The sequence below is a fragment of the Citrobacter sp. S55_ASV_140 genome (assembly GCF_018919505.1).
Taxonomy (GTDB): Bacteria; Pseudomonadota; Gammaproteobacteria; order Enterobacterales; family Enterobacteriaceae; genus Citrobacter; species Citrobacter werkmanii.
In genome coordinates this window covers 1-6,654 of sequence record NZ_JAHLQZ010000207.1, presented here as the reverse complement: position 1 = coordinate 6,654, position 6,654 = coordinate 1, and the positions used below count along the sequence as shown (strand labels likewise).

At 54.8% G+C, this 6,654-nt stretch carries 5 protein-coding genes; all 5 read left to right on the top strand.

Translation table 11 applies throughout. The features are described from left to right. Nucleotides 1-543 precede the first annotated feature (543 nt). Nucleotides 544-870 carry a fructose PTS transporter subunit IIB gene (locus tag KQJ18_RS20355; RefSeq protein WP_003028254.1) on the top strand — a complete coding sequence of 109 codons (327 nt, stop codon included), beginning with the start codon at nt 544-546 and terminating at the stop codon, nt 868-870. 20 nt (nt 871-890) lie between these two features. Next, nucleotides 891-2,138, top strand: coding sequence for a PTS fructose transporter subunit IIC (locus KQJ18_RS20350; RefSeq protein ID WP_216422596.1), 1,248 nt, complete (start codon nt 891-893; stop codon nt 2,136-2,138). A gap of 17 nt (nt 2,139-2,155) precedes the next feature. Then, complete coding sequence (gene ypdF / locus KQJ18_RS20345; protein WP_110497258.1) at nt 2,156-3,241, top strand: aminopeptidase; 1,086 nt, start codon at nt 2,156-2,158, stop codon at nt 3,239-3,241. Then, entirely contained in the window at nt 3,241-4,281 is a 1,041-nt protein-coding gene (ypdE, locus tag KQJ18_RS20340) for an aminopeptidase (RefSeq protein ID WP_085047782.1), read from the top strand. Before ypdF ends, ypdE begins: the two co-directional genes overlap by 1 nt. A 23-nt stretch (nt 4,282-4,304) precedes the next feature. After that, nucleotides 4,305-6,654: phosphoenolpyruvate--protein phosphotransferase (gene ptsP / locus KQJ18_RS20335; RefSeq protein WP_216422595.1), on the top strand; the 2,350-nt coding region annotated here is incomplete at its 3' end.

Sequence of the window (6,654 nt, the reverse complement as noted above, 5' to 3'; positions counted from 1 at the left end):
GGTATTTAGCAATCATCCGGCCTGTATTCCCACTAAACCGCGCTTCTGACGTAACGACGATCAGTTAACGACGAGCAATCGTCGTAACTATAGCTAAGAGCGGCATATCCGGAGGTAATGAATTTGTTGCCCCCGGTATTTGTTACGTTCACCTTATGTTTTTCACTTCTCTGAAACGATTACTCCCAGTGAACGTGTTAAGGGTACTATCGCCGTACCCTTAACAATCCCGCCGGGAGCCTGGGTTGCAAGGGAGGCGGCGGTGAGCCTCCCTTGCACGTTCACGGGTACCTGTGCTTCAGAAAAGTGAAAAGCTGAAGTGAACGGAACCCTGAGTCGCAATCACATGTTCTCCATAATGATTAACTGACAAGCATTACGCTTCTGACGCGGTTTTTTTATGCCTGCCGCCCAGCTTTCCGACCTTCGTCACACTTCCTGATTACTGGATTATATGTCCAGTAAAAGCATTATTTGTCTGATAACGGTCGCTACTTGCCTCGGACCATAATTTCTCTCGTTAACTATTACGAGGAAATGAATATGAGCAAAAAATTGATTGCTGTCTGTGCGTGCCCAATGGGGCTGGCTCACACCTTTATGGCGGCGCAGGCGCTGGAAGAAGCGGCGGTTGAAGCCGGTTATGAAGTGAAAATCGAAACTCAGGGCGCTGACGGAATTCAAAATCGACTGACGGCGCAGGATATCGCTGAGGCGACGTTAATCATCCATTCAGTTGCCGTTACCCCGGAAGATAACGAGCGTTTCGAGTCGCGTGACGTCTACGAAATTACGCTACAGGACGCGATAAAAAATGCGGCCGGCATCATTAAAGAGATCGAAGAGATGGTTGCCGCTGAACAACAATAATCATCGACAGGGAACTACGTATGGCCATTAAAAAACGCAGTGCAACCGTTGTGCCAGGCGCATCTGGTGCGACAGCGGCAATAAAAAATCCACCGGCCTCCCGCAACAGCTTCTGGGGCGAACTTCCGCAACATGTGATGTCGGGTATTTCACGCATGGTGCCGACATTGATTATGGGCGGGGTAATTCTCGCCTTCTCGCAACTGATCGCTTATAGCTGGCTCGATATTCCTGCTGACACGGGCATCATGGATGCGTTGAACAGCGGAAAATTTACCGGTTTTAATCTCTCATTACTGAAGTTTGCCTGGCTGTCGCAATCTTTTGGCGGCGTGCTGTTTGGTTTTGCTATTCCGATGTTTGCCGCGTTCGTTGCCAATTCGATTGGCGGCAAACTGGCGTTTCCGGCGGGGTTCATCGGTGGGCTGATGTCTACTCAGCCTACCCATATGCTGAATTTTGACCCATCGACGCTGCAATGGGTAACCAGTGCTCCCGTGCCTTCCACCTTTATTGGCGCGCTCATTATCTCGATCGTTGCCGGGTATCTGGTGAAGTGGATGAACCAAAAAATCCAGCTCCCTGATTTCCTGCTGGCGTTCAAAACCACCTTCTTGCTACCCATTCTCTCCGCCATTTTCGTCATGCTGGCGATGTATTACGTAATCACGCCGTTTGGCGGCTGGATCAACGGTGGAATTCGTACTCTGCTGACCGCAGCAGGAGAGAAAGGGACGCTAATGTATGCGATGGGGATTTCCGCGGCAACGGCCATCGACCTCGGGGGGCCGATTAATAAAGCTGCTGGATTTGTCGCCTTCAGCTTTACCACCGATCACGTTCTGCCGGTCACCGCGCGCTCTATTGCGATTGTGATTCCGCCGATTGGTCTCGGGCTGGCAACGCTGCTTGACCGCCGCTTAACGGGGAAACGTCTGTTCAGCGCCCAGCTCTACCCGCAGGGAAAAACGGCAATGTTCCTCGCATTTATGGGCATCAGCGAAGGGGCTATCCCGTTTGCGCTGGAAAGCCCCATCACGGCAATTCCCTCTTACATGGTTGGCGCCATTGTCGGATCGACGGCTGCCGTCTGGCTGGGTGCGGTGCAATGGTTCCCTGAGTCGGCTATCTGGGCATGGCCGCTGGTGACCAATCTCGGTGTCTATATGGCAGGGATCCTGTTAGGTGCGGTGATTACGGCGCTGATGGTGGTGTTCCTGCGCCATCTGATGTACCGCAAAGGCAAATTGCTGATTGAAAGCCTCTGATCAAAAGGATTGTAACCATGAGCTTACTTGCCTCGCTGCGTGACTGGTTAACGGCGCAACATCTCGATGCGATGCTGCTGTCATCGCGGCAGAATAAACAGCCGCATATGGGGATCTCCAGCAGTTCAGGGTATGTGTTTATCAGCCATGACAGCGCGCATATCCTGGTCGATGCCCGTTACTACACCGATGTCGCTACGCGTACCCAGGGCTACCAGATCCATCTCCTCGATGGCACACAGACGTTGTATTCGCGGGTGAATCACATCATTGCTGACGAAAAGCTGCAGACGGTGGGGTTCGAAGGCGAGCAGGTAAGCTGGGAAACGGCACAGGCCTGGGCAGGCAAACTGCATGGACGGCTGGTCAGCGCCGTGCCGGACGTGCTTCGGCAGGTGAAAACGGCCCAGGAAATAGCCTGTATCCGTGAAGCCTGTCGGATTGCCGACCTCAGCGCTGAACATATACGGCGTTTTATTCAACCCGGTCTGAGTGAGCGCGAGATTGCCGCCGAACTGGAGTGGTTTATGCGCACGCTTGGCGCAGACAAAGCTTCTTTTGACACCATTGTCGCCAGCGGCTGGCGCGGCGCGCTGCCGCATGGTAAAGCCAGCGATAAACGGGTTGCAGCAGGTGAATTCATTACGCTGGATTTTGGCGCGCAGTATCAGGGCTATTGTTCGGATATGACGCGAACGTTTCGCATACCTGACGCCAACCAACCAGCAGAAGACAGTGCGCTATTTTCGATTTATCAGGTTGTCCTGGAAGCGCAACTGGCGGCGGTAGCGGCAATTCGACCTGGCGCGCGTTGCAATGAGGTGGACGCCGCAGCCAGGCAAGTTATTACACAGGCGGGCTATGGTAATGCGTTTGGTCACAATACCGGACACGCTATCGGCATTGAAGTCCATGAGAACCCACGTTTTTCCCCTACCGATGGGACGCCTCTGGCGGCGGGAATGCTGCTCACCGTTGAGCCAGGTATTTATCTGCCGGGGCAGGGCGGAGTGCGTATCGAGGACGTGGTGCTGGTTACGCCAGACGGCGGCGAGGTGCTCTACACCATGGCGAAAACATTGTTACACACGGGAGAGGCGTGATGGACTTATCGCTACTGAAGGCGCTGAGCGAGGCTGATGCGATCGCCTCCTCAGAACAGGAGGTGCGACAGATCTTGCTCGAAGAAGCAGATCGTCTGCACAAAGAAGTGCGCTTCGATGGGTTGGGATCGGTGTTGATCCGCCTGAATGAATCAACCGGTCCGAAGGTAATGATCTGCGCGCATATGGATGAAGTGGGATTTATTGTGCGCAGTATTTCCAGGGAAGGGGCGATCGATGTCTTGCCGGTGGGAAATGTGCGTATGGCGGCCAGACAGTTGCAGCCAGTGCGGATTACCACCCGCGAAGAGAGCAAAATCCCGGGTCTGCTCGACGGAGATCGCAGTGGCAATGAGGTGAATGCGCTGCGGGTGGATATTGGCGCGCGGTCTTATGACGAAGTACTTCAGGCCGGCGTATGTCCAGGCGATCGCGTCACCTTTGACACGACTTTTCAGGTTTTGCCGCACCAACGCGTCATGGGCAAAGCCTTTGATGACCGACTTGGATGTTATTTGCTGATCGCGCTGCTGCGCGCATGGCATAACGCCATCCTTCCTTGCGAGGTGTGGCTGGTGGCCAGTTCCAGTGAAGAAGTGGGACTGCGCGGAGGGCAAACGGCAGCGCGTGCGGTTGCGCCCGATGTGGCGATCGTGCTGGATACAGCCTGTTGGGCGAAAAATTTTGATTATGGCGCGGCCAACCACCGACAGCTCGGCAAAGGCCCGATGCTGGTGCTGAGCGATAAATCGCTGATTGCGCCGCCAAAGCTGACGGCATGGATTGAAAGTGTAGCCACTGATGCGGGCATCCCGTTACAGCTCGATATGTTCAGTAATGGCGGCACAGACGGCGGGGCCGTACACGTCAGCGGAACGGGGATCCCGACGGTTGTTATGGGGCCAGCTACGCGGTATGGGCACTGTGCGGCATCAATTGCCGACTGTCGTGACATCATCCAGACGCAGCAGTTGCTGTCGGCGCTTATTTCACATCTTACGTGCGAAACCGTGGCTCATCTGACGGACTTCAGGTGCTGATTTCGCGCTAATCAGGAGTTGTTATGCTAACGATTCAATTTCTTTGCCCGTTACCCAATGGACTGCATGCGCGTCCAGCATGGGAGCTGAAAGAGCAGTGCAGCCAGTGGCAAAGTGAGGTGATGTTTTTCAACCATCGTCAAAACGCCAAAGCGGATGCGAAAAGCTCGCTGGCGCTGATTGGTACCGGGACGCTGTTTAATGACAGCTGTAGCTTAACCATCACCGGTCAGGATGAAGAGCAGGCCAGGCGGGTGCTGGAGGAGTACATTCAGCAGCGGTTTATCGACAGCGACAGCGTTCAGCCAGGGGCGGCGGAACTGGCGGCGCATCCGTTGCCGCGTTCGCTGATTCGGCTCAACCCGGATTTGCTGTATGGCACTGTGCTGGCAGGTGGCGTAGGGGCAGGTCAGCTCACGCTGTGGCAGAGTGATAATCTGGAGAGCTATCGCGCGATTGCGGCGAGTGCGGAAGACAACGCCAGGCTGGAGCACAGTCTGGCGACGCTGGCGGAACTGCTCAATCAGCAACTGCGTGAGCGCGATGGTGAGAGTAAAACCATTCTCAGCGCGCATCTGTCTCTGATTCAGGACGACGAGTTTGCCGGGAATATTCGCCGCTTAATGCTGGAGCAGCATCTGGGGCTGGGGGCGGCGATTATTACCAATATGGAGCAAGTATGCGACAAGCTGTCGGCTTCCGGCAGCGATTACCTGCGTGAACGCGTCAGCGACATCCGTGATATCAGCGAACAATTGCTACATATTACGTGGCCTGAAAAGCGGCCGCGCCATGCGCTGGTGCTGGAAAAACCAACGATTCTGGTGGCTGAAGATCTGACGCCCAGTCAGTTTTTGAGTCTCGATTTGCAGCATCTGTCAGGCATGATCCTTGAGAAAACAGGGCGCACCTCGCATACGCTGATCCTCGCTCGGGCGTCGGCGATTCCGGTGCTTAGCGGCTTGCCGCTGGCAGCGATTAGCCGCTATGCCGGGCAACTCGCAGTCCTGGATGCCCGATGTGGGGTCCTGGCCATTAATCCAGACGAGGCGGTTCGCGGCTACTATGCGATTGCGCAGAAGCTGGCTGACGAATGCCAGCGTCGGCAAGCGCTTGACGCCGCCCAGCCCGCGTTAACCAAAGATAATCAACGAATTGACGTCGCAGCGAATATTGGCACCGCGCTGGAAGCGCCGGGAGCGTTTGCCAATGGCGCGGAAGGGATCGGGTTGTTTCGCACAGAAATGCTGTTTATGGATCGCGACAGCGCTCCTGACGAGCAGGAACAGTTTGAGGCCTACCAGCAGGTGTTGTTGGCCGCAGGCGACAAGCCAGTTATCTTTCGCACGATGGATATTGGTGGCGATAAGAACATCCGCTATCTCAATATTCCGCAAGAAGAGAACCCATTCCTGGGCTATCGTGCGGTGCGGATTTATCCTGAGTTTGCCGGACTGTTTCGCACGCAGTTGCGCGCCATTTTACGCGCGGCGACCTTCGGTAATGCGCAGTTGATGATCCCAATGGTGCATAGCCTCGACCAGATTTTATGGGTAAAAAGCGAATTGCAAAAAGCGCTGGTGGAGCTGAAAGCGGAGGGTTTACGTCATGCTCCGACAATTTCATTGGGCATTATGGTTGAAGTACCATCGGTGTGTTACATCATCGACCACTTCTGCGACGAGGTGGATTTCTTCAGCATTGGTTCCAATGACATGACCCAGTATCTGTACGCTGTCGATCGCAATAATCCTCGCGTGTCGCCACTATATAACCCGATTACGCCCTCGTTCTTGCGGATGTTGCAGCAGATTGTTCGCGTGGCGCACGAACGTGGTAAATGGGTGGGCATTTGCGGAGAACTGGGCGGCGAAGGACGTTACTTGCCGCTGCTGTTGGGCTTAGGGCTTGACGAACTAAGTATGAGCAGCCCACGGATTCCGGCAGTGAAAAGCCAGCTTCGTCAACTGGACTGCCAGGCGTGTCGCGAACTCGCTATGCAGGCCTGCGAGTGTCGCAGCGCTCAGGAGATTGAAGATCTGCTGAACCAGTTTGCGCCACAGAAAGAGGTGCGCCCGCTACTGGCGCTGGAGAATATTTTTGTTGGTGAGCCCCTTACCAACAAAGAGCAGGCGATCCAGTTCTTATGTGGCAATCTTGGGGTAAATGGACGCACCGAACATCCGTTTGAGCTGGAGGAAGATGTCTGGCAGCGTGAAGAGATAGTCACTACCGCCGTAGGTTTCGGGGTTGCTATCCCACATACTAAATCCCAGTGGATCAGCCATTCCAGTATCAGTATTGCCCGGCTTGCTCAGCCGATAGACTGGCAGTCCGAGATGGGCGACGTTGAACTGGTGATCATGCTGACGC